The organism is Arthrobacter sp. TS-15 (genome assembly GCF_006964045.1).
Lineage (GTDB): Bacteria > Actinomycetota > Actinomycetes > Actinomycetales > Micrococcaceae > Arthrobacter.
On record NZ_SDXQ01000041.1, the window covers coordinates 34,744 to 56,861 of the forward strand.

The window sequence follows — 22,118 nt, forward strand, 5'->3', positions numbered from 1 at the left end:
CTGGTTGCCGACTCACAACGATCCCAAGGAGTGGACATGGCAGCAACACGCACCGCACACACGGTTTGGAACGGAACCCTGATCGAGGGCGCCGGCAACACAACTCTGGATAGCTCGGGTCTGGGCACGTTCGATGTCACTTGGAAGGCGCGCACCGAGCAGTCCGGCGGCAAGACGAGTCCCGAAGAGCTGATTGCCGCTGCCCACTCCGCATGCTTCTCCATGGCCTTCAGCCACGCTTTGGCCGGCGAAGGTTTCACCGCAGAGGAAGTGAACACCAAGGCTGACGTCACGTTTGTTCCCGGCACCGGCATCACGGGAAGCCACTTGACCATGACCGCAAAGGTTCCCGGCCTCTCCGAGGAAGACTTCCGTCGCATCTCCGAAGACGCGAAGACCGGCTGCCCCGTTTCCGGCGCTCTGGCCAGCATCGAGATCACCTTGGATGCCACCCTCACGGCGTAGCACCGAACAGCATCGCGCGAAAACCAGGAAGAGCCCCGTCGCTCCCCCTCAGGGAAGCGGCGGGGCTCTTCTGCGCCTGGTTGCCTATCAGCCCTTCCGGGGACGTGACGGCAGCGGTGCCGGCCGGAGCTTTCGGTAGCCCTCACGCAACGGAGGACGGTCGGTGGGCAGTTCCTGGATCATTTCCTTAAGTGCACCGATTCCGTATTCCAACTGGGGATCCGTCCCGGCCGCATACGCATGCGGCGGGAACATTACCTCAATGTCCGGCTCCACACCACGGTTTTCGACGTCCCAACCGATCCCGCCACTGAACCACGTGGCGTATCTTGGCTGGGTAACACCGGTTCCATCGGCGAGTGAGAAGCGGTTGTCGATGCCCACCACGCCACCCCACGTCCGCGTACCAATGACGGGGCCTATGCCCCGCAGCTTGGATACTTGGGTGATGATGTCACCGTCGGATCCGGCAAATTCATCGGCGAGGATGATCACGGGTCCGCGCGGCGCATGGTGCGGGTAGGTCCGAGGCTTTTCACCGCGCGGCATACTCCACCCCGTGACCTTGCGCCCGATCAGTTCGGCTACCAGCTGGGAAGTGTGTCCTCCGCGGTTACGCCGCACATCCACAATGAGGCCGTCCAAGGCCGTCTCCGTGTCGAGATCGCGGTGGAGCTGCGCCCAGCCGTTGGCCATCATGTCCGGGACATGCAGGTAGCCGAATGTTCCGTCCGAGGCCTCACGGACTGTACGCCGGTTGGCCCTGACCCAATCCTGGTATCGCAGCCGCTCCTCATCACGGACGGGAACCACTGCAACGCGTCGCTGGGCACCGGCAGCTCCTCCATGGCCATCACCATTGAGGAGCGTCAGCTCAACAGTCCTACCCGCCGAACCCACCAACTGCATCGCCGGGGTTAGGGCCGCCGAAAGCTCGACGCCGTCAATCGCCATAAGGACGTCGCCCACCTTGGCATCCACCCCGGGACGAGTCAGGGGGGAGGTGGCCAGCGGGTCGGAGGACTCTCCGGCGAGGATCCTGGTGATTTCCCACCCCTTGGCACCGAGTTGGAACTCTGCTCCAAGCCTGCCCTGGCCGTTTCGCCCGGGCTCAGTGACAGCCGTCGGTTTGACGTAGGCATGTGATGTGCCCAGCTCACCATGAATCTCCCACAGAAGGTCCACCAGGTCATCGTGGGATCCGAGCCTGTCCACGATCGGACGGTAGCGCTTGTACACGGAGTCCCAATCCTGGCCCGCCATGTCGGCGGTCCAGAAGAAGTCCCTTTGCAGCCGCCAGGCCTCGTCGAACGCCTGTCCCCACGCCGCCACCGGGTCTATGATGGCCCGAACCCTGTTGAGCTCCACCTTGACAAGATCGGCAGAGTCCTCTTCCACCTTGTTCTCAGCAGGAACGGACGTAACCTGCTTGTCCAGCACGTAAACGATCCGGCTCAGGTCACCCGACAGCCGGTAGCTGTCCACTGCCTTGACGAGCGTGACCGGCTTGCGCTTGGCGAGGTCGTAACGGACCAGGGACGGCGCCGACTTTTTGTCTTGGAGGGTTCCCCGCCCATCGCCCATGACTCCCGAAAGTTCGGTGTCGAGCCACAACAGGGCACCCTCGCCAACACCCAGCTCGGAGTAGTTCCCTTGAGGTACCGGCACAGCAATCACTCTGTGGGCGAGCCCGTCCGGGTCCACGCGCACGGCGGCAGCTTCGCCGTCGTCGGTCTTGTCCTTATCGGACGGGACCGCGGTAGCCGAGGCGTCCTCAAGCGTGTCTACGGAAGGGCCAAAGGGCGACGGCGTATCCGCGGCCAAAGCCACCATGTACGGCTTGATGGGACTCGGGAAGGAGAGGTCGAAGGAGTGACCGTCGTACACGGGGTCGAAGCTCCTGTTGGACAGGAATGCCAGGAACTTTCCGTCCGGGGTGAACCTGGGAGACTCGTCGCGGAAGCGCCCGTCCGTGACATCGATGATGCCTGCACCAGGCTCTGCCGGCCGGGCAATCCGAAGCTTGCTCCGCGAACCGAAGGACGTCACCGGCTCGGACCAGGCAAGCCACTGGGAGTCGCTTGACCACGAGAATTGATCAATGCTGCCTTCGCCAACGCTGACAAGCCGCACCAATGTTCCTGCAGCGGTATCGGCAATAAAGACGTCGCCGAAGGACGTGCCGACAGCTATCCAGCGTCCATCCGGGCTGGCTTCCAGCGCGCTTGTCCGCGTAGGGGCAGGGAATTCAACCCGAAGATCCGCAGAGTCTTCCGATGCCACGGGAGCCTCGTTGGCCGCGGTACCGCCCGCGGTGTCCGGGGATGGTACATCGTTGCTTGCCTCAGCCGTTCCGGAGTGTGTTTGCTCGGCGGATGCCTGTGCGGGCTGCTTCACCGCCTGGGCGTTTGCGTGCCCCAACACATTGGATGCGGCAACGGGCTTTGGCAGAGGTGCTGACTCTTCTGCAGCAGGGGCGGGTTGTTCGGTAGTGGGTGCGGGAACCTCCACCACAGCAGCCAGGCGGGCGGCGATGCGCTTGATGTACAACGCTTCCACTCCCCCGTGGTCTGCGATGTACGCTATCCGCCCATCCGTAAGAGGCCGGGGAAGCCGGGCGCGGACTCCCGGGGTTGCCTCAACTACCCGCGAGGGTCCGTCCTTGTGACGAAGCCAGTGGATGGTGCCGTGCGATTCCACGGCGCTGGCAGTTCCGGTGACGTTGGGGAAGACGTCCCCCAAGTGGGCGGAAGTCTTCAGCGGCGCGGGGCGGCGACCCGGTGATGCCGAGCCAAGGGTGACGTCCACTTTGACGGGCTCTGCTTCTGCAGCCAACGACGGCAACATCCAAAGCTCGCCTGCCGATTCAAAGACCACCCTGGTGCCATCCGTGCTGGCGTGCCGAACGTAGAAGTCCTCATGGTCCGTGTGGCGGCGAAGGTCGGAACCATCCGGAAGCACCGAGTAGAGGTTTCCGTATCCCTCGTGGTCCGAAAGGAACGCAATCCGCCCTTGAATCCACAGGGGGTCGGTGAGGTTCCCGTCGAGCTCCTTCACCAACCGCTCAAACTCGCCGTTACCGTCAGCGTCGATCCAGAGCTTCCCGGCTGTGCCACCACGGTAGCGCTTCCACCAAGCGGGCTCGCGTGAAAGCACGCTTGCCAGGACAACAGGCTTCTCGTCACCAATTTCGGGTCCGAAGGCAACAGCCTCCACCGGGCCGAAAGGAAGCTCGACGGCGGCGCCGCCGTCCAGCGGGAGGCTGTAAGCGTGGGTGTGGCGGCTTTCGGCCTGTTGGAAGGCGCTCGTCACCACCACATTCCCTGCCGGTGTGAATCCCTTAACCTTCGTAGTGCTGTGCCCGAAGTACGACAACTGCCTGTACCCGCCGCCGTCGACGTTTGCGGTGACCACCTCCGGTGACGTACCCACAACAGTGGTCCACACCAGCTTCTTGCCGTCCGGAGTAAACCTGGGGTTCCTGGCTGGCAGTTGCTGGGAGGAAATCCGCCAGGCGCGGCCGCCTGAAAGGGGTGCGATCCAGATGTCGTCTTCGGCCACGAAGGTGACCAGATCGCCGTGCACATGCGGGAAACGGAGGTAGCTGGAGGAGGTCATTGTTCGATCATAGTCAAGAGGCATCACTGAACTGCGGCATCCACCGCCGTTTCCACCACAAGCGTTCGCCATGGTGAGATGGGTCATGAGAATCGTGATGTCCGGAGCTTCGGGAATGATCGGGTCGGCCCTGGCCGAGCAGTTGACCGCTGAAGGCAACGAGGTAGTACGGCTGGTGCGGCGCCCAGCCGAAACGGCACGTGAATGGGCGTGGGACCCGGACAAGGGCGAACTTGATGAGTCTGTCCTGGAGGGAGCCGATGCCGTAGTCAACCTATCGGGCGCCGGCATCGGAGACCGCCCGTGGACAAAACGCCGGATTCAGGTCCTCACCGAATCCCGCCTCCGACCAACACAGACACTGACCGCGGCAATGCGGCGGCTCAGCAACCCCCCTTCCACCTTTGTCAGCCAATCAGCGTCCGGCTATTACGGCGCCTCACGCGAAGGGGTGCTGCGGGAAGATTCAGGCCAGGGTACCGGCGTGCTGGGGCATCTTTCCTTTGAATGGGAGCGAATGGCAAGAACAGCACCATCCGGGGTGCGCGTGGTAACCCCCCGGACCGGCGTGGTGCTGAGTACCTCCGGTGGCGCGCTCGGGCCGCTGCTTCCCTTGCTGAAACTTGGGCTGGGAGGACCGTTCGGCAATGGCCGCCAGTACTGGCCATGGATCACATTGGCCGACGAAGCCCGCGCCCTCGCCTACCTCCTCACCGCAAACCTTGAGGGACCGGTGAACGTCTGCGCCCCGGAGAGTGCTGACGTCAACACGATCGTTGCCGAACTCGCCAAGGCCTTTCACAGGCCAGCCTTCCTGCGCGTTCCCCGACCAGCCCTGAAACTGGTTCTGGGAGGGCTGGCAGACGAACTCGTCATGGCCAACCAGCAAATGGAGCCGTCACGACTTCAGGAAGCCGGCTTCCATTGGTTGCATCCGACCCTCCCCGATGCCATGGAATGGCTGAAGCAGCAAGAGGCCCGCTGACACGGGCGCCTGCATGTTCGGGCGATCATCCAGTGGTTGGCATCACTTAGCGGGCGCTGCGCTCAGGATTCCCGAAATCTGCCAGCGCCCGCCTGCTCGAACCATGTCCAGCCGGAGCTGCTGCGGCGCCCCTGGGCCCTCGGTCCTGACAACCTCTCCCGAGTCCAGGCGTTCCTCATATCCTGAGGTCATGGCCGTTACCGCCACCAGCACACGATCTCCCTGCGGGGGTCCGTCCAGGGTCAGGGCTGTCAGCGTTGTGTGGAGACCGGCAAACGCCGTCCCGGCGCCCCGAAGATATTCTTCCAACTGCTGATCGGCGGCCTCGGCCTGCGAACCTGGCGCGTTAACGGCCTCCAAAAGGTCCAGGCGCCGGTCTCCCAAGGCAATGTCGCGCAGGGCCGACAACGCCGGCACGGCGATCAAGGGGTCCTGGGATTGAAGCCCTTCCGAGAGCGCCTGCGGAAGATCCTGGCGGTTCCGAGGATCTGCGGCATGGCTGGGATCGGCAACGCCGGTTTCGGCCGCTGCTTCGTGGACGATCGCCGTCGTCGGTCCAAACTGCTGCCAGGTGATCCATGAAGCGACAGCAATAAATGCCACCATCGCCGTCACGAGCAGCGGCCGGCCGCCACCTTCACGGCCGGGGCGGCTACGTGAGTTGCGCGCGCGGTGTGGCACAGGAAGCGCCACGCCGTGCACGAACGGCAGCCATCTCCATAACGCCTGCCACCAGCGGGTGGCCCGGCGGGGCGAACGCCCCATGGCCTCGCGTCTGGTCAGCAATTCAGGAATGACGGAGGCATGCACGGCGCCGGAGAGATCGAGCGACTCGGGAGCAGCACTTCTGAAAATTGCCGTGCCAAGTTCCCTGGCCGAGGGGCGATTTTGTGGGTTAGGGTCCAGGGCGGCCTCCAAAGCCGCCGCCATTGCCTTGGGCACCTCGGGCACCAGAAGGGACAACGGCGGACGATCCTGTTCCGGGCCAGGCGTTGTCCCCGTCAGGCAGTACCAGCCCACCGCTCCCAGCGAATAGACGTCGCGTTGGGGCTGGAGATTGTTCCGGGAAAGACCGCCGCTCGCGGACCCTGGAGCCGGTGGTTCCATGAAGCCGGGCGTTCCGACACCTGGTCCTCGTGGAGTGTCGCCCACCATGGCGGCAACGCCAAGATCAGCCAGCAGCGGCATCCCTTCCGCAGTCAACAGGACGTTGCCCGGTGACACATCTCCATGTTCGGTGCCGTTGACGTGCAAGTATTCCAATGCCTGGGCAAGAGGCGTCAGGATCGTCACGGCTTCTCCGATCCTGAGCTTTCCCCTTGCTGATATCAGGTTGCCCAGCGAGCCTCCCGCTGCGTAGTCCATGACGATCCCCAGCGTCCCCTCGCCCACCGCACCCACGTGGAGGACCTCGTGGACACCGATGAGGTGCTTGTGCTTGAGGCCGGAGAGGAGCCTCATCTCGCGGACCAGGTCCCGGGAAACCTTGGCCAATGCCTTTGAACCACCACCGGAGGCATCAGGCGTGGCGCACTTGACCGCAAACCGCGCACCGTCCTTATCCCTCGTGACCAGCCAAACGGTGGCGCTGCTGCCGCGGCCCAGCGGGCGGGATATCGAATAGCCAGGAACGTGGGGAGCCACGGCCCCGGGAGCGTCAAGAGTTTCCATAGACAAGGTGTACCGGACCTCAAGAATTTCCGCAGAAGTTATCCACAGGCACTGACATTGCCAGCTGCACGTTCCCACTACCCTGGATGCGACTGAGAGCTTCACCACAAAACCATGGCTCGTCTCCTGCGGGGTCTAAGCTTGAACCCATGACTCTTGAGTTTTCACAACTGGGTCTTGCCCCTGATTTCGTTGATTACATGCAGGGCTGGGACCTGCAACGCGAAGTCCACAACAAAGTTGTTGCGGGCGAGAAGAACAGCACCGTCTTGATCCTTGAGCACGCCGCCGTCTACACGGCCGGCAAACTCACCGAGGACCACGAACGCCCCTTTGACGGCACTCCCGTAGTTCCCGTGGATCGCGGCGGGAAACTGACGTGGCACGGCCCGGGGCAGCTCATTGCATATCCCATCCTCAAGCTAAAGAACCGTGCCGGTATCCGCGATTACGTGGAACGGCTCGAGGCCATCATGATTGCCGTGATGCACGACTACGGCATTAACGCCGTGACGGTGAAGGGCCGGGCCGGCGTCTGGATCCTTGCCGACGACAAAGGACCTGACCGCAAGATCGCCGCGATCGGCATTCGGGTCCTGGACGGCGTCACCATGCACGGCGTGGCCATCAACTGCAGCAATGACCTGGCACCCTATGCGCAGATCATCGCTTGTGGTATCACCGACGCCAGCGTCACCACCATGTCGCTGGAAACCGGCCGGACCATCAACCCTGCCGACATCGTTGACCGCTTTGTTGAAGAATTCAACAAGCATGAAGAAGCACTCGTTTCCACACCCGAAGGAGCACTCCAGTGACCTTGGCACCTGAAGGCCGTAAGTTGCTGCGCGTTGAGCAGCGTAACTCGGCGGTCCCGGTTGAACGTAAGCCTGAGTGGATCAAGGCCAAGGTCCAGATGGGTCCGGAGTTTGTCCAGCTCAAGAACCTGGTGAAGAAGGAAGGCCTGCACACGGTGTGTGAAGAGGCCGGGTGCCCGAACATTTTTGAGTGCTGGGAAGACAAGGAAGCGACGTTCCTGATCGGCGGGTCCGAGTGCACCCGGCGCTGTGATTTCTGCCAGATCGATACCGGCAAACCCTCACCGGTGGACATGTTCGAACCCACCAAGGTGGCCCGCAGTGTCCAGGCGATGCAGTTGCGGTACGCCACGGTGACCGGGGTAGCCCGTGATGACCTGGCCGATGAAGGTGTGTGGTTGTACGCCGAGACGGTCCGGAAGATCCATGAGCTGAACCCGGGTACGGGGGTGGAGTTGCTGATCCCTGATTTCTCCGGCAAGCCCGAGCACATCGCGGCGATCTGTGATTCCAAGCCCGAGGTGTTCGCCCATAACGTGGAGACCGTGCCGAGGATTTTCAAGCGCATCCGTCCGGCGTTCCGGTACGAGAGGTCCCTGGATGTGATCACGCAGGGCCGGGATTTGGGCATGGTGACCAAGTCCAACCTGATCCTGGGCATGGGTGAGACCCGCGAGGAAATCTCCGAAGCCCTGAGGGACTTGCACGCGGCCGGCTGTGACCTGATCACGATCACCCAGTACCTGCGCCCGTCCGAGCGTCACTTGCCGGTGGACCGGTGGGTCAAGCCGCAGGAGTTCGTGGACCTCCAGCACGAGGCCGAAGAGATCGGGTTCCTGGGCGTCATGTCCGGTCCGTTGGTGCGGTCCTCGTACCGTGCCGGGCGCCTCTGGGCAACCGCGATGCGGAAGAAGGGCCGGGACATCCCCGACGAGCTCGCCCACATCGCCGAGGGCATCCAGGACTCCGGCACCACCCGCCAGGAAGCCTCCACCATCCTCGCCGCCCACAGCTAAACACCAAAAAACGCGGCCAAGAACCACACAACAGTGAAGGACCGGATGCCACCATCTTGGCGTCCGGTCCTTTTGCGTCCATCACGTAGAATTAAGGCACTATGGCGAACTCCTCTGATTCCAGCAATTCGACCCCCTCGGCCGACGCACCCAAGCGTGGGCTGTTCCAGCGCAAGCCCAAGGAAGCCAAGGCCAAGAAGCCGAGCCAGCTGAAGCAGATCGCTGAAGTCTTCAAAATGACCCGGCGAAATGACCCGCAGGTTGTATGGGTCATGCTGCTGGCATTCCTTGCAGTGGTTGCCGTGGCCCTTCTCATCGGCTTCCTGCTGGAGAACTGGGTTACCGGCCTGATCATTGGTATCCCACTGGGCCTGCTTGCGGCCGTCTTCATACTGTCCCGCAGGGCCGAGAAGGCTGCTTTCGCGCAAATTGAGAACCAGCCAGGCGCTTCCGGCGCGGCACTGGGTACTCTCCGCCGCGGATGGGTAACCCAGGACCAGCCTGTTGCTGTCAACCCCCGCACTCAAGACGCTGTGTTCATGGCAATTGGCCGCCCCGGCGTCGTCCTGGTCAGCGAAGGCCCCACCCACCGCGTCAAGCCGTTGGTGGACGCCGAGCGTAAGCGCCTCGCGCGCATCCTGCCCAACGTGACCATCCACGTGTTGGAATCCGGTCGCGGAGAAGGCCAGGTACCACTGAACAAATTGGCCAAGACCATGGGCAAACTGAAGAACGAACTCACCAAGGTGGAAGTCAACGCGGTTTCAAAGCGCATCAACTCCCTTGGAAACCGGCTGCCGATCCCTAAGGGCATTGACCCTTACAAGGCCCGTCCGGACCGCAAGGCCGCCCGCGGACGCTGATTCACTCAACGAAGAACCGCCCCCGTNNACGGGGGCGGTTCTTCGTTGGGTTGCTTTATCGCAGGCCCGGCTGAAGTCAGGTGCGCTTACATCCTGATGAGGATCGTGTTCATCGCCTTGTCGTGCAGCCCGCGATGATCGGGGTCGAACACCACTGCGGGGATGACAAGACACAGAAGGAGGGTGCGCACCACGGCGGCCAAAGGTCCAGCAGGACCGCCGCCCAGGCGGACCACGTGGATCCCGGCGATTCTGTGACCGATGCTGTACCCCAGCGTTCCGATCAGGAGGATCTGCTCCGCAGCGAAGATGGCCAAGGTTGCCCACGCATCACCGCCGAAGGCAAAGTTGCTGATCACCAGTGCGATCGCCCAGTCCACCACGATTCCCAGGATGCGGCGTCCTGCCCGCGCCATGGAGCCGGGACCGGACTCTGGCAAGCCAAGCCGTTCACCGGGATATTTGGAGATTCCGGACGTGTCCGGACCGCTCAACCATGAGCCAATGTCTTTTCGATCTACCACACTCCAAGCCTAACGGCTGGCATGACTGGCGACCGACCCGAGGGAGCCCTGATCGGTATGCAATGCACGGGGTGTTCGCCTGCCGGACCCGGATGGACCGGACACAGGACAGCCGACTACCGTTTACACAACAGATGATTCTGTAACCTGCCGGAAACAATACTGACACCCCCGGGAAATCCCATCTCCCTATGGTGGTATGAGTTGCCAGCCACCATGGCACGGGGAACTTTTTGTGTCTCCGGACCCTTGGAATGGGCTGCACCACGCGGCCTTCCGGGCCTGTTACTTGATATGCATAAGGAGCATAGATGTTCAAGACTGCGGACGAAGTCCTCAAGTTCATCAAAGACGAAGACGTCAAATTCGTCGATATCCGCTTCACCGACCTCCCTGGTGTCCAGCAGCACTTCAACGTGCCGGCCAAGAGCGTCGACCTCGATTTCTTCGTCCACGGCCAGCTCTTCGACGGATCTTCCATCCGCGGCTTCCAGGGCATCGCCGAGTCCGACATGCAGCTCATCCCGGATGTGACCTCGGCTTTCATCGACACCTTCCGCATCGAGAAGACGCTCGCGCTGAACTTCTCCATCGTCAACCCCCGCACGGGTGACCCGTACCACCGCGACCCCCGCGGCGTGGCTGAGAAGGCTGAAGCCTACCTGGCCTCCACCGGCATCGCCGACACCGCGTTCTTCGCTCCTGAGGCCGAATTCTTTGTCTTCGACAACATCCAGTACCAGTCCTCACCGCAGGGCAGCTTCTACAAGATCGACTCGGAAGAAGCACACTGGAACACCGGACGTAAGGAAGAGGGCGGAAACCTCGGTTATAAGACCCCCGTCAAGGGCGGTTACTTCCCGGTCTCCCCCACTGACAAGCAGGCGGACCTTCGCGACGCCATGTGCATCGAGTTGGACAAGGCCGGCCTTGAGGTTGAGCGCTCCCACCACGAAGTTGGATCCGCCGGCCAGGCTGAGATCAACTACAAGTTCACCACGCTGACCGCAGCTGCTGATGACCTGCAGAAGTTCAAGTACATCATCAAGAACACTGCCGATGCCTGGGGTAAGTCGGTCACCTTCATGCCGAAGCCTGTTTTCGGTGACAACGGCTCGGGCATGCACTGCCACCAGTCGCTGTGGAGCAACGGCGATCCGCTGTTCTACGACGAAAAGGGTTACGCAGGCCTCTCGGACACGGCTCGCTGGTACATCGGCGGCCTGCTGAAGCACTCTTCCGCTGTACTGGCTTTCACCAACCCGACGGTCAACTCCTACCGCCGCCTGGTCAAGGGCTTCGAAGCTCCCGTGAACATGGTTTACTCGCAGGGCAACCGCTCCGCCGGTATCCGTATCCCCATCACGGGCACCAACCCGAAGGCCAAGCGCATCGAGTTCCGCGCTCCGGATCCCTCCTCCAACCCGTACCTGGCGTTCGCTGCCCAGCTGATGGCCGGCATTGACGGCATCCGTAACCGCATTGAACCCCCGGCTCCCATCGACAAGGACCTCTACGAGCTCCCGGCCGAAGAAGCCAAGGACATCCCCAAGGCTCCGGGCACCCTGGAAGAAGCCCTTGAGGCCCTGCGCGAGGACAACGAGTTCCTCCAGGCCGGCGGCGTCTTCACCCAGGACCTGATCGATACTTGGATCGACTACAAGTACGAGAATGAGATCCGCCCGCTGTCACTGCGCCCGAACCCCTACGAGTTCGAGCTCTACTACGGCGTCTAGCATTTACGTGCACTCGCTGTAACCAGCAAAAAGGCCAGCGTCAGTCCGGAAGGACTGGCGCTGGCCTTTGCTTTAACGGCTTATTCAGACTTGCCCTGATCCCGCTCCTTGATGTTCCTGGTGATCTCGTCAAGCTTGTCCTTGACGAACGAGGCTGCCTCTGAAAGGCCCTTCTCGGCGCTACCTAACGGGTCCAACTGAAGGTACACGTTCTTATCGATGGGAAGATCGTATTCGTCCTTCAGATGGGTACCGCCGGCAACTCCGTCGAGGGACAGGTACACAAGTGCTTCGGTCCTGGCGATGCCCGCAATCGTGCCGAAGACGACGGTGAAGTCATTGGGCTGAAAGCTCACAGAATGGCCCACGTGACGCCGGTCCAGCTCTCCGGCAGGAATGGCCTTCTCGGACGGATTTCCGTTGTATTCCATGTACTTCCCCTATGCGTTGAGATCAGATACATAAGAAGTCTATAAGGATACTTAGCTTTTGGGGCCAGCGCACGTCATCGGGCTCCACCGGAAAACCGGCCGACTACTGCTTTCCGTACTTCTTGTGCACGGCCTGCTTACTGACGCCCAGGCAAAGGGCGATCGCTTCCCAGGACAAGCCCGAGTGCCGGGCGGCCCGCACCAGCGAAGCCTCCCTGCGACCCACTTCCTTTTGCAACTCCGCAACAGCGTAAAGAGCCTCAGCCGGGCCCATCCCATCCATTGATCCCACCAGGGTTTTCATTCGGTCCACCTCCATGCCGTCAACCATAATTGACGAAATGGCGATCGTCAACCTTAGTTGACTTCGATATAGAAGGAGGGTGCTGGACCCTGATCACGCGAAGGCTTTGTACATGGTCCGCTGCGGTCCGGCACTACCGCCCAGATAACGACCCGAGTCCACGAAACCGGCCTTCGCATAAGCGGCCAGACCTGCGCGGTTGCGCTCGTTGACGGAAAGAACGACGCCGGCCTGTCCGCCACCCAGCCTCGAGGTCAGTTTGCGCGCCTGCTCCGCAGCGGCCCGCGCAGCCGAAGTACCGAGTCCGCGCCCCTGGCTTTTCGTGTCGATGAGGAATCCCCGCAGCAACCACACCGACTCGTCATCGGGCCAGCCTGCGAGCGTGGCAGCTCCGGTCTGGAGGGTCAGCACACCAACAGCGGCTCCCCCGGCCTCAATGACGTACGGGAAGCGGGATTCTTCTTCCAAGGAGATCAGCATCATGCGCAGTGGATCTCCAACGAACTCCCGCTGGCCCGGTTCCACCGCCAACTCCGCGACCGCGCCAAGCTGAATGGCGCGGGCGTCGTCGTCGAGCATTTTGAGGGGAATCAACCAAACGTCCATACGCTCGTGAGGATCAGCGTGTATCAAAAAATCGTCCTCTGGTTCGCCTTCAAGCATTAACTGGATTTCTCATCCTTCAGTTGCCGTAGAACTCTTTTTCGAAGACACCCCGGGCCCGGCGACTAAGCCGCAGATAATCCTCCTCGAAGTGACCCGCGTTCCCGGGTTCATAGCCACACCAGCGAGCTACAGCCTCCAGGTCCTTCCGTGATGACGGTAGGAGATCCGAGGCCCGGCCCGTCACAATGACGTTGGCGGAGCGGATGCGGCTGGCGAGTCGCCACGCCTCCCGCAGGAGCGCGGCGTCCTCCTCAGCAATGAACTCCAACTTTTCCGCAGCAGCCAATGCGTCCAGGGTTGACGATGTTCGCAGCTCCGGGTGCTCTCCGGCGTGCTGGAGCTGAATCAGCTGAACCAGCCATTCAACATCGCTCAAGCCGCCACGGCCAAGCTTGACGTGCCGTGCGGGATCAGCGCCACGGGGCAAACGCTCGGACTCCACCCTGGCCTTGACACGGCGGATCTCACGGACGTCCTGCTCCGCAAGGTGCTCGGGGTACCGGATGGGATCAATGAGGCGTAAGAAGTCAGTGGCAAGCTCGTCCGAGCCTGCCATCGGGCGGGCCCGCAGGAGGGCTTGCGCCTCCCAGATAAGGGACCACCGCCGGTAGTACTCCGCATACGACTCCAAGGACCGCACCATAGCGCCGTTCTTGCCCTCCGGACGGAGATCTGCGTCCACCATGAGCACCCGTTCGGCCATGATCGCGGGCTTCAGCGGCTGGGTGAGGAAGCTGGAAACCTTGGCAACTATGGTAGTCGCTTGTTCCTGAGCCTCGGCATCGGAGAATCCGGCACGGGCACGGTGAACGTAGATGACGTCAGCGTCCGAGCCGTAGCCGATCTCCCGGCCACCCTGCCGCCCCATCGCCACCACCAGGACGTCAGTTTTCAGCGGACCCGTCGCCGCGACGACGGACTCCGCTACATGCAATGCACCAAGAACCGCAGCCCGATCAGTTTCGGACAAGGCCAAGCCCACGGCATCCTGATCGAGCAATCCGGCGCTATCGGCGATCGCGGTACGCAGGATCTCGCGACGTCGGATCAGCCGGATCAGCCTCATAGCGCTCTCGGGATCCGCATGGCGGGAGAGCTTGGAACGGATTTCCTGCCACTGGGCTTCAAAAGGTATTGGTGCCAGTTCTTTGTCGCTGCCCAGCCAGGCAACGGACTCCGGAGATACTTCCAACAGGTCCGAAATTAGCCGGGAATTGGCCAGCACCTGGCAAAGCCGCTCGGCGGCCGCTTGGGAATCGCGGAGCAGCCCCAAGTACCAATGGGTTGTGCCGAGGGCTTCACTGACCCTGCGGAAAGCGAGCAGTCCGGCGTCGGGGTCTACACCTTCGGCAAGCCATCCCAAAAGGATCGGCAAGAGCTGCCTCTGCAGCGCAGCGCGTCGGCTGACACCCGCGGTAAGTGCTTCAATATGCCGCATGGCACCCTGGGGGTCCACATAGCCAAGTGCGGCAAGACGGCCTTGGGCAGCCTCCGGGCTGAGCTTCGCGTCTTCGCTGCTCAGCTTTGCTGCTGTGTTGAGCAATGGCCTGTAAAAAATTCGTTCATGGAGTTCGCGGACGGCCTTCTTGGTCTTTTGCCACGTGGCCATCAGCTGGTCCGGATGCGGCCGCTCCAGGGCGAACGGACCCAGGACGGCCTTGGCCAGGAATCGCTGGGCGTCCTCGGACACAGGCATGAGGTGGGTCCGACGCAGCTGGAAGAGCTGGATTCTATGCTCCAGCAGGCGCAGGTAGCGGTATGCGTTGTCAAAAGCCGCGGCGTCAGCGCGGCCTATGTAACCCCCGGCAGACAGAGCGGCGATGGCAGAAGTGGTGTCCCTGCGACGAAGGGACTCGTCAGACTTCCCGTGCACCAACTGCAGCAGCTGAACCGTGAATTCAACGTCCCGGAGGCCGCCGCGCCCCAGCTTGATCTGACGCTGCTCCTCGGCTGCCGGGATATAGTCGGTCACCCTTCGGCGCATTGCCTGGACCGACTCCACAAAACCTTCCCGGCCCGCGGATGCCCAGACAAGGGGCTCTACGGCCTTCTCATAGCGCTGCCCCAGCTCTCTATCACCGGCAATGGTCCTTGCCTTGAGCAGTGCTTGGAACTCCCAGCTTTCGGCCCACCGTGCGTAGTAGCTCAAGTGCGAGGGCAGAGTCCGCACCAACGGGCCGGATTTCCCTTCCGGACGAAGATTGGCATCGACTTCCCACAGCCCAGGTTCCGGCGCTGAGGAAGAGATGGCCCTGGAAATGCCGGAGGCAAGGGCAGTACCGATGGTGGACGCGCGGGCATCGTCCAACTCCCCTGATTCAATGACGTAGATGACATCGACGTCGGAAATGTAGTTCAGCTCCCGGGCGCCGCATTTGCCCATGCCAATGACAGCAAGCCCGACGTCGGCAATCTCGGCCGCGGTGAACTGTGCCGCAGCTTCGGCCCGGGACACCGCGAGGGCAGCTTCGATGGCTGCCCCGGCAAGATCGGCCAGCTCCGCCCCGACCGATGGCATGAAGTCTGTTGGCGATGCAGCGCAGATGTCCTTGATGGCCAGCTCAGTCAGACCACGGCGGTACGCACTCCGTAGGGCCGCATAGGCTGGCAGCCCGGTCATTCCGGCCACCGGGCGCTGTGCGCCGGGCTCGGCTTTCACGGAACGCAGCAGCCCTGCCCGGAGCTCTTCATGGGAGGCCTGCACCGGTTCCGGACTGACCCGGACATTGAACACATCCAAATGCTCCGGCCGCCGCATAAGAAACTCCCCCAGAGCCTCCGAGGCACCCAGGAGCCGATACATGGGCTCGCTGGTGTCCTGGTCAGCCGCGGCAAGCTTCCTGAGCTCCGGATTCTTCTCGATGAGCCGGACCAGTGATTGGAGTGCAGTATCCGGGCTTGCTGACAGAGAGAGCCCGGCGAACAGGGCATCCTCATCTATTCCGTCAAGTTCCGGGGCAGCGAGAAACCGTTCGCCTTTTTCCAGGTCACTGAATCCGGCTGAAATGAGCCGACGCGCTAGGCTCATTGGCCCGGCCTAGAGGATGCCGAGGTTGCGCTGCAACTCGTACGGCGTGACTTGGAGGCGGTAGTCCTGCCATTCTGCACGCTTGTTGCGCAGGAAGTGTTCGAACACCTGCTCCCCCAGGATCTCGGCCACCAACTCGGATTCCTCCATGGCCCGGATGGCGTCATGGAGGCTGGCCGGCAACGGCGCATGTCCCATGGCCCTGCGTTCCGCGGTGGTCAAGGACCACACATCGTCTTCGGCTGCCGCTGGAAGTTCGTAGCCTTCCTCGATGCCTTTCAAACCGGCACCCAGCAGCACGGCGTAGGCCAAGTAGGGGTTGGTTGCGCTATCGATCCCCCGGTACTCGATGCGTGCCGACTGGCCCTTGCCCGGCTTGTACAGCGGAACGCGCACCAATGCCGAGCGATTGTTGTGGCCCCAGCTCAGGTAGCTCGGGGCTTCGCCGCCGCCCCAGAGGCGCTTGTAGGAATTGACGAACTGATTGGTGACAGCCGTGAATTCAGGAGCGTGCTTGAGGATTCCGGCGATGAACTGGCGTGCGGTCTTTGAGAGCTGGAACTCGGCACCGGCTTCGAAGAACGCGTTGGTGTCGCCCTCGAAGAGCGAGAAGTGGGTGTGCATGCCTGAACCGGGGTGGTCCGTGAACGGCTTGGGCATGAAGGTGGCGTACGTACCCTGCTGAAGGGCCACTTCCTTGATGACCGTCCGGAACGTCATGATGTTATCCGCGGTCTGAAGCGCGTCCGCATAGCGGAGGTCGATCTCGTTCTGGCCCGGCCCGGCCTCGTGGTGGCTGAACTCCACCGAGATGCCGACGGATTCGAGCATGGTGACTGCGGTGCGGCGGAAGTCCTGTGCTACGCCACCCGGCACGTGGTCAAAGTAGCCGCCCTCGTCCACGGGAACTGGCGCGCTGTCCGGGCCCAGGTCCTTTGACTTCAACAAGTAGAACTCAATCTCGGGGTGGGTGTAGCAGGTAAAGCCCATGTCAGCGGCCTTCGCAAGGGTCCTCTTCAGGACGTTGCGGGGGTCCGCGGCGGACGGCTCGCCATCGGGGGTAAGGACGTCACAGAACATGCGCGACGTCTGCTCCGTCTCTCCACGCCACGGCAGGATCTGGAAGGTGGACGGGTCCGGCTGGGCGAGCATGTCGGACTCGAACACGCGGGCCAGGCCTTCAATGGCGGAACCGTCAAAACCCAGGCCTTCTTCAAAGGCGCCCTCAACCTCAGCCGGCGCAAGCGCCACCGATTTGAGCGAACCCACGACGTCGGTGAACCACAAGCGTACGAAGCGCACGTCACGCTCTTCGATTGTCCGCAGAACGAACTCTTGCTGGCGGTCCATAGGGCCTCTTTTCCGATTCAGTGTCCATGCCGCTGGTTTCAAGGAGTAGAAGCCACGGCAGCTCAGCCTTCACTCTACTAACAGTTCCGTGCTAATGCCGCAGCAGTAGCTGCGCGTAACACAGCGTTTACAAAAGGTGACGCCGGGCACACTGGTGGCAGCCGCCGTCGGCACCGCTTAGGCTCTATCCATGGCCCCGAGCAACCTTCCTGAGTCCACCACGCCCGCCGAAGTTCCCGCACCTTACGGCACGGGGCCTGCAGCGGCCGCCGACGTGCCGTCGGCGGCGGGCAGGAAGCCCATCGGCAGGGTCCGGATCCACCACCTTCAGCAAGCCAAGGACAACGGCGAGCACTTCGCCATGCTGACGGCATATGAGCAGTACACCGCCGAGATTTTTGACCAGGCCGGGATTGAAGTCCTCCTGGTGGGCGACTCCGCTTCGAACAACGTGTTCGGCAATGAGACGAGCCTTCCCGTCACTGTGGAGGAGCTCCTGCCCTTGACGCGGGCTGTAGCCAGGGCGGCCAAGCGGGCGCTGGTGGTGGCTGACCTGCCCTTCGGCAGCTACGAAGTGTCCCCAGCCCAGGCGGTTGCCACCGGCGTCCGGTTCCTCAAGGAAGGACTGGCACACGCCGTCAAAATTGAAGGAACCGCTTACTACGCCGAAACCGTCAAGGCCATGGTCCAGGCAGGAATTCCCGTCATGGCCCACATCGGCTTCACTCCCCAAAGTGAACATTCCCTAGGGGGATACCGCGTCCAGGGCCGTGGCGATGACGCCCAGCGGCTCGTGGACGACGCCATCGCCCTGCAGGACGCTGGCGCCTTCAGTGTCCTGATGGAAATGGTGCCTGCCGAGACTGCAGCCGTTGTGGATGCAGCCCTGCGGGTGCCCACCGTCGGTATCGGCGCCGGCAAGAGCACCACCGGGCAGGTCCTTGTGTGGCAGGACATGGCAGGTTTGCGGGGTGGCAAGATGGCAAAGTTCGTCAAGCAATACGCAGATCTTCGCACCACATTGAGCGATGCCGCGGTCGCCTACGCGGAGGATGTCCGATCCGGACAGTTCCCCGGACCGGAGCACTCCTTCTAACCGCTAATCGTCATCCTGGGCGTCCCAGGCGTCATTGCGGGCTTTAACCTTCTCCAAGGCGTGCTCAGCTTCTTCCCTGGTTTTGTAGGGGCCAATCAGCTGGGACCAATCAGACATAGCGTCTTCTTCGATCTCGTGCGTCTTGACGTTGTACCAGTACTCCGTCACGTCTCCTCCTCGATCCAGGGGCTATTGGACGCGTAACGTTGGCGGGGTCACAGGAACCCGGCCACGCTTTGTTACTTACGTCTCTTGTGTGCCTTATATGATCAATCTATGCCTTCTCTTGCCTCGACTGCACCCATCGGCGCCCTCACCCCGGGAACCATCAGCCCTGAACGACCCGTGCCGGCGTCGATTCCCAGGCCGGAGTATGTAGGCAAGAAGGCGCCAGCCAAGTTCACCGGATCCGAGGTGAAGTCCCCGGAGACCATAGAGAAGATCCGGATTGCGGGGAAGATTGCCGCGCAAGCAATCGTCGAGGTGGGCAAGCACATCCAGCCCGGCGTCACCACAGACCAGCTGGACCAAATAGGGCATGAGTTCCTTCTGGATCACCATGCCTACCCCTCCACGCTCGGTTACCGTGGGTTTCCCAAATCTCTGTGTTCCTCCCTCAACGAGGTCATTTGCCACGGAATCCCCGACTCGACCGTGCTCCAGGATGGCGACATCCTGAATATTGACATCACAGCCTTCATCAACGGAGTGCATGGGGATACCAATTACACTTTCCTGGTTGGCGACGTGGACGAAGAATCCCGTTTGCTGGTTGAGCGCACGCAGGAGTCGCTCAACCGGGCCATCAAGGCCGTGGCCCCAGGCCGCGAAATCAACGTAATCGGCCGAGCTATCCAGTCCTACGCCAAACGCTTCGGCTACGGCGTAGTGCGGGATTTCACCGGCCACGGCGTGGGCGAGGCCTTTCACACAGGCCTCATCATTCCGCATTACGACGCAGCCCCGGCGTACAACACCGTGATCGAGGCGGGCATGGTTTTCACCATCGAACCCATGCTGACCCTCGGCACCATCGACTGGGAGATGTGGGCCGATGACTGGACGGTCGTCACCAAGGACCACAAACGCACAGCCCAGTTCGAACACACCCTGCTGGTCACCGAGACCGGCGCGGAAATCCTTACCCTTCCCTAAGCTCTCCGGAAGGTCCCGCAGCCCGGGCGGCTGCGCCATGCCCATCCCCTCCTGCCATGATCGGAAATGCATTGTCCAAGAAGGATGAGAAGAACCACAAGAACGCCCCTTTGATCGGTATCGACATCGGCGGCACCGGCATCAAGGGCGGCATTGTCGACCTGAAGAAGGGCAAACTGATTGGCGACCGCTTCCGCGTTCCCACTCCGCAGCCCGCCACTCCGGAGGCCGTGGCCGAGGTTGTCGCCCACATCGTCGAGGAACTCTCCAGCCGCCCCGACGCTCCTGCGGCCGACTCACCGGTGGGTGTCACTTTCCCCGGCATCATCCAGCACGGAGTGGTCAACTCTGCGGCCAACGTGGACAAGACCTGGCTCAGCACCGACATCGATGCCACGTTCACCAAGCGCCTCGGCCGCCCCGTAGAGGTCATTAATGACGCCGACGCAGCGGGGCTTGCCGAAGCCCGTTACGGAGCCGGCGAGGGCGTGGACGGCACAGTCCTGGTGATCACGCTGGGCACCGGCATCGGATCGGCCTTCATCTTCAACGGACAGTTGGTCCCCAATGCCGAGCTCGGCCACCTGGAGGTTGACGGACACGACGCCGAGACCAAGGCATCCGCCGTGGCACGGGAACGCGATGGGCTCAGCTGGGACGAATACGGGGTCCTTCTCAACCGCTACCTTCAGCACGTTGAGTTCCTTTTCTCCCCCGAACTCTTCATTGTGGGCGGAGGCATTTCCAAGCGCTCCGACGAGTACTTCCCGCATCTTGACCTGCGGACCAAAATCGTCACGGCAAAGTTGAAGAACGACGCCGGGATCGTGGGTGCTGCGCTCGAAGTCGCCTTGCACCACAAACTCGCAAAGTAGTTCCAGCGTGGCAGAACAGCTGCCGGCTGCCCGGCCCACCGAACGCGGAGTGGCGATTGTCACTGGCGCCAGCCGCGGGATCGGTGCCGCCGTGGCCCGGGCCGCGGCGGCCGTCGGCTACCTCGTAGTGGTTAATTACTCTGCAGACAGCGAAGGCGCAGAGTCAGTGGTCAACGACATCCTGGCTCAAGGCGGCAAGGCAGTCAGCGTGCAGGCCGATATCAGCCAGCCCGCCGACGTCGGGCGTTTGTTCGACGTCGCCGGCAGCTGCGGTGCGCTCACCGCCGTCGTCAACAACGCTGCCATCACCGGCAACCTGATTGGTCCACTGGCTGACGTCCCTGCAGCAGTAGTGCAGCGCGTTGTTGATGTGAACATCTCCGGAATGATGTTCATGTGCCAGGAAGCAGTCCGGAGGCTCACAACGCACAACGGCGGCAGTGGCGGATCCATCATCAATATCTCGTCCACCGCCACCAAAGCCGGTTCACCGGGAACCTGGGTCCACTACGCGGCCACCAAGGGCGCCGTTGACGTCCTGACGGTTGGTCTGGCAGCAGAAGTGGCCAAGCAGGGCATCCGTGTCAACGCCGTTGCCCCCGGCAGCACGAACACCGGGCTCCACGCAGCGGCCGGAATGCCGGACCGGGTGGAAAGGCTCAACCCAACCATTCCCATGGGTCGCGGAGCCGAACCGGAAGAGGTGGCTGCGGCCGTCATGTGGCTAATGTCGGATGGGGCTGGCTACATTACAGGTGCTGTGCTCCCCGTATCTGGCGGACGCTAGCGCCTGACCGGGACAGGCCGGCCCGGATTGGTGCCGGTGGCGGCTGCGGCTTCCCCTCCGCTGCCGCCACCGGAGTTAGAGCGGGCTCTTTTCCGAACCCGTGGCTTCTTTGGCGCCTGCCTTGGCTTCGTCTGCCTCATGGCGCAGCAGCGAGATGGCCGACTCAAAGTCTTCCAAGGACTCGAACGCCTGATAGACGCTCGCGAAACGAAGGTACGCCACTTCATCCAGCTTCCGCAGCGGGCCCAGAATCGCCAAGCCCACCTCATGGGCATCGATCTCCGCCGCGCCCGAGGAACGAATATTTTCCTCGACTTCCTGAGCCAGCATCGCCAGATCGTCTTCAGTGACCGGACGCCCTTGGCATGCTTTGCGGACTCCGCTGATGACCTTGATCCGGCTGAATGGTTCACCAACGCCGGACCGCTTGATGACGGACAAGCTGGTGGTCTCCACAGTGGTGAAGCGGCGTCCGCACTCAGGGCATTGGCGGCGGCGGCGAATAGCGGAGCCATCGTCAGCCATGCGGCTGTCAACGACGCGGGAGTCGGGATTCCGGCAGAACGGACAATACACGCTGGGCCTCCCCTGACAGCTCCGGCACGGACTCGGAAACGGCAGGACGCCGGATACGCAAAAGTGCCGGAAGATTCTCTTCCGGCACCAGTTTACGGGCCGCCCCACCGTAATGACAAGCGTGTAACTACTACATGTAGTACGGGGTACCCAT

Annotated in this window: 20 protein-coding genes; 10 read left to right on the plus strand and 10 right to left on the minus strand. The window is 62.3% G+C overall.

Going from position 1 to position 22,118, the window contains the following annotated elements; all coding sequences use genetic code 11:
• Window positions 1-36: 36 nt before the first annotated feature.
• A complete protein-coding gene (locus EU811_RS16965) occupies window positions 37-465 on the plus strand; it encodes an OsmC family protein (protein ID WP_142939498.1) in 429 nt (142 codons plus the stop codon).
• Between the two features lie 87 nt (window positions 466-552).
• On the opposite strand, the gene EU811_RS16970 is transcribed toward EU811_RS16965, so the two are convergent.
• Entirely contained in the window at window positions 553-4,083 is a 3,531-nt protein-coding gene (locus EU811_RS16970) for a S41 family peptidase (protein WP_142939499.1), read from the minus strand.
• A gap of 85 nt (window positions 4,084-4,168) precedes the next feature.
• Here EU811_RS16970 and EU811_RS16975 point away from each other — a divergent pair, with 85 nt between their 5' ends.
• Window positions 4,169-5,068, plus strand: coding sequence for a TIGR01777 family oxidoreductase (locus tag EU811_RS16975; RefSeq protein ID WP_142939500.1), 900 nt, complete (start codon window positions 4,169-4,171; stop codon window positions 5,066-5,068).
• Between the two features lie 42 nt (window positions 5,069-5,110).
• On the opposite strand, the gene EU811_RS16980 is transcribed toward EU811_RS16975, so the two are convergent.
• The gene (locus EU811_RS16980; protein WP_142939501.1) at window positions 5,111-6,739 is read right to left on the minus strand and encodes a serine/threonine-protein kinase; all 1,629 of its coding nucleotides are present in this window, start codon (window positions 6,737-6,739) and stop codon (window positions 5,111-5,113) included.
• Between the two features lie 149 nt (window positions 6,740-6,888).
• Here EU811_RS16980 and lipB point away from each other — a divergent pair, with 149 nt between their 5' ends.
• The 3 genes from lipB (at window position 6,889) to EU811_RS16995 (ending at window position 9,436) form a co-directional block, all read left to right on the plus strand.
• On the plus strand, window positions 6,889-7,557 hold the full coding sequence (gene lipB, locus EU811_RS16985) for a lipoyl(octanoyl) transferase LipB (RefSeq protein ID WP_142939502.1): 669 nt from the start codon (window positions 6,889-6,891) through the stop codon (window positions 7,555-7,557).
• Window positions 7,554-8,573, plus strand: a complete 1,020-nt coding sequence (gene lipA / locus EU811_RS16990) for a lipoyl synthase (protein WP_142939503.1) — start codon at window positions 7,554-7,556, stop codon at window positions 8,571-8,573. The genes lipB and lipA overlap by 4 nt, the downstream gene beginning before the upstream one ends.
• Window positions 8,574-8,674: 101 nt before the next feature.
• Window positions 8,675-9,436: a DUF4191 domain-containing protein gene (locus EU811_RS16995; protein WP_142939504.1), complete on the plus strand. Its 762-nt coding sequence runs from the start codon at window positions 8,675-8,677 to the stop codon at window positions 9,434-9,436.
• A gap of 86 nt (window positions 9,437-9,522) precedes the next feature.
• Here EU811_RS16995 and EU811_RS17000 read toward each other — a convergent pair whose 3' ends face one another.
• Complete coding sequence (locus tag EU811_RS17000) at window positions 9,523-9,960, minus strand: RDD family protein (RefSeq protein ID WP_142939505.1); 438 nt, start codon at window positions 9,958-9,960, stop codon at window positions 9,523-9,525.
• A gap of 311 nt (window positions 9,961-10,271) precedes the next feature.
• On the opposite strand from EU811_RS17000, the gene glnA (EU811_RS17005) reads away from it, so the two are divergent.
• Complete coding sequence (gene glnA, locus EU811_RS17005) at window positions 10,272-11,696, plus strand: type I glutamate--ammonia ligase (RefSeq protein ID WP_142939506.1); 1,425 nt, start codon at window positions 10,272-10,274, stop codon at window positions 11,694-11,696.
• Window positions 11,697-11,776: 80 nt separating this feature from the next.
• On the opposite strand, the gene EU811_RS17010 is transcribed toward glnA (EU811_RS17005), so the two are convergent.
• The 5 genes from EU811_RS17010 to glnA (EU811_RS17030) all read right to left on the minus strand — a co-directional run bounded on the left by EU811_RS17010 (window position 11,777) and on the right by glnA (EU811_RS17030) (window position 17,475).
• Window positions 11,777-12,127 carry a hypothetical protein gene (locus EU811_RS17010; protein ID WP_142939507.1) on the minus strand — a complete coding sequence of 117 codons (351 nt, stop codon included), beginning with the start codon at window positions 12,125-12,127 and terminating at the stop codon, window positions 11,777-11,779.
• 103 nt (window positions 12,128-12,230) lie between these two features.
• The gene (locus tag EU811_RS17015; protein ID WP_142939508.1) at window positions 12,231-12,446 is read right to left on the minus strand and encodes an AsnC family protein; all 216 of its coding nucleotides are present in this window, start codon (window positions 12,444-12,446) and stop codon (window positions 12,231-12,233) included.
• 78 nt (window positions 12,447-12,524) lie between these two features.
• A complete protein-coding gene (locus EU811_RS17020; RefSeq protein ID WP_446698059.1) occupies window positions 12,525-13,037 on the minus strand; it encodes a GNAT family N-acetyltransferase in 513 nt (170 codons plus the stop codon).
• A 76-nt stretch (window positions 13,038-13,113) separates the two neighbouring features.
• A complete protein-coding gene (locus EU811_RS17025) occupies window positions 13,114-16,125 on the minus strand; it encodes a bifunctional [glutamine synthetase] adenylyltransferase/[glutamine synthetase]-adenylyl-L-tyrosine phosphorylase (protein WP_142939510.1) in 3,012 nt (1,003 codons plus the stop codon).
• A 9-nt stretch (window positions 16,126-16,134) separates the two neighbouring features.
• On the minus strand, window positions 16,135-17,475 hold the full coding sequence (glnA, locus tag EU811_RS17030) for a type I glutamate--ammonia ligase (protein ID WP_142939511.1): 1,341 nt from the start codon (window positions 17,473-17,475) through the stop codon (window positions 16,135-16,137).
• A gap of 190 nt (window positions 17,476-17,665) precedes the next feature.
• On the opposite strand from glnA (EU811_RS17030), the gene panB reads away from it, so the two are divergent.
• Window positions 17,666-18,571 carry a 3-methyl-2-oxobutanoate hydroxymethyltransferase gene (panB, locus tag EU811_RS17035; protein ID WP_142939512.1) on the plus strand — a complete coding sequence of 302 codons (906 nt, stop codon included), beginning with the start codon at window positions 17,666-17,668 and terminating at the stop codon, window positions 18,569-18,571.
• 3 nt (window positions 18,572-18,574) lie between these two features.
• On the opposite strand, the gene EU811_RS17040 is transcribed toward panB, so the two are convergent.
• Complete coding sequence (locus EU811_RS17040; protein WP_142939513.1) at window positions 18,575-18,739, minus strand: SPOR domain-containing protein; 165 nt, start codon at window positions 18,737-18,739, stop codon at window positions 18,575-18,577.
• Window positions 18,740-18,847: 108 nt separating this feature from the next.
• On the opposite strand from EU811_RS17040, the gene map reads away from it, so the two are divergent.
• The 3 genes from map (at window position 18,848) to EU811_RS17055 (ending at window position 21,388) form a co-directional block, all read left to right on the plus strand.
• Entirely contained in the window at window positions 18,848-19,726 is an 879-nt protein-coding gene (gene map, locus EU811_RS17045; RefSeq protein WP_142939514.1) for a type I methionyl aminopeptidase, read from the plus strand.
• 71 nt (window positions 19,727-19,797) lie between these two features.
• Window positions 19,798-20,601 carry a polyphosphate--glucose phosphotransferase gene (gene ppgK, locus EU811_RS17050; protein ID WP_142939574.1) on the plus strand — a complete coding sequence of 268 codons (804 nt, stop codon included), beginning with the start codon at window positions 19,798-19,800 and terminating at the stop codon, window positions 20,599-20,601.
• Window positions 20,602-20,608: 7 nt separating this feature from the next.
• Complete coding sequence (locus EU811_RS17055) at window positions 20,609-21,388, plus strand: SDR family oxidoreductase (protein WP_238703444.1); 780 nt, start codon at window positions 20,609-20,611, stop codon at window positions 21,386-21,388.
• 75 nt (window positions 21,389-21,463) lie between these two features.
• On the opposite strand, the gene nrdR is transcribed toward EU811_RS17055, so the two are convergent.
• Window positions 21,464-21,964: a transcriptional regulator NrdR gene (gene nrdR, locus EU811_RS17060; RefSeq protein ID WP_142939515.1), complete on the minus strand. Its 501-nt coding sequence runs from the start codon at window positions 21,962-21,964 to the stop codon at window positions 21,464-21,466.
• Window positions 21,965-22,118: the final 154 nt, after the last annotated feature.

Bases quoted from the DNA above. Each gene is read 5' to 3' on its own strand.
- EU811_RS16965 (WP_142939498.1), top strand. From the start codon at position 37: ATGGCAGCAACACGCACCGCACACACGGTTTGGAACGGAACCCTGATC.
- EU811_RS16970 (WP_142939499.1), bottom strand. From the start codon at position 4,083: ATGACCTCCTCCAGCTACCTCCGTTTCCCGCATGTGCACGGCGATCTG.
- EU811_RS16975 (WP_142939500.1), top strand. From the start codon at position 4,169: ATGAGAATCGTGATGTCCGGAGCTTCGGGAATGATCGGGTCGGCCCTG.
- EU811_RS16980 (WP_142939501.1), bottom strand. From the start codon at position 6,739: ATGGAAACTCTTGACGCTCCCGGGGCCGTGGCTCCCCACGTTCCTGGC.
- lipB (WP_142939502.1), top strand. From the start codon at position 6,889: ATGACTCTTGAGTTTTCACAACTGGGTCTTGCCCCTGATTTCGTTGAT.
- EU811_RS16995 (WP_142939504.1), top strand. From the start codon at position 8,675: ATGGCGAACTCCTCTGATTCCAGCAATTCGACCCCCTCGGCCGACGCA.
- glnA (WP_142939506.1), top strand. From the start codon at position 10,272: ATGTTCAAGACTGCGGACGAAGTCCTCAAGTTCATCAAAGACGAAGAC.
- EU811_RS17010 (WP_142939507.1), bottom strand. From the start codon at position 12,127: ATGGAATACAACGGAAATCCGTCCGAGAAGGCCATTCCTGCCGGAGAG.
- EU811_RS17015 (WP_142939508.1), bottom strand. From the start codon at position 12,446: ATGGAGGTGGACCGAATGAAAACCCTGGTGGGATCAATGGATGGGATG.
- EU811_RS17020 (WP_446698059.1), bottom strand. From the start codon at position 13,037: ATGGACGTTTGGTTGATTCCCCTCAAAATGCTCGACGACGACGCCCGC.
- EU811_RS17025 (WP_142939510.1), bottom strand. From the start codon at position 16,125: ATGAGCCTAGCGCGTCGGCTCATTTCAGCCGGATTCAGTGACCTGGAA.
- glnA (WP_142939511.1), bottom strand. From the start codon at position 17,475: ATGGACCGCCAGCAAGAGTTCGTTCTGCGGACAATCGAAGAGCGTGAC.
- panB (WP_142939512.1), top strand. From the start codon at position 17,666: ATGGCCCCGAGCAACCTTCCTGAGTCCACCACGCCCGCCGAAGTTCCC.
- map (WP_142939514.1), top strand. From the start codon at position 18,848: ATGCCTTCTCTTGCCTCGACTGCACCCATCGGCGCCCTCACCCCGGGA.